Annotated in this window: 1 protein-coding gene; it reads right to left on the bottom strand. The window is 65.9% G+C overall.

Annotated features, from left to right (window positions below; translation table 11 throughout):
• Positions 1–111: 111 nt before the first annotated feature.
• A partial coding sequence (locus EOB49_RS37900; RefSeq protein ID WP_245472797.1) for an ACT domain-containing protein occupies positions 112–293 on the bottom strand: 182 nt, incomplete at its 5' end.

Here is a 293-nt window from a genome sequence, read left to right as displayed (position 1 = left end):
GGTTAGGGGTGGGGGTCCGTGCCGGGCAGACATTTCAGGAATTCCATATGCGATAGCCCTGCCGTTCACGGGGAGAGGATCCCGGCAGGGGGATGAGGGGCAGCACCAGCCTCAGCTTCGATTCTCAGCCGCCAACCCAACCAGCAGCTCCAGCGCTTCCTCCGCCCGGTCGGCGGGGACGAACAGATGGTCGTGGTAGAAGGCCGAAACCGGGTTCACGCCCATGCCGGCGGCGGCGAGGCGCGTGATGATGGCGGCGAGGAAGCCGACGGCTTCCAGCGACGAATGGATGT

The sequence above is a fragment of the Mesorhizobium sp. M7A.F.Ca.MR.148.00.0.0 genome, from assembly GCF_003997735.1.
GTDB lineage: Bacteria > Pseudomonadota > Alphaproteobacteria > Rhizobiales > Rhizobiaceae > Mesorhizobium.
Note: the sequence above shows the minus strand (reverse complement) of the source record. Positions and strands in the feature narration are given on the sequence as shown.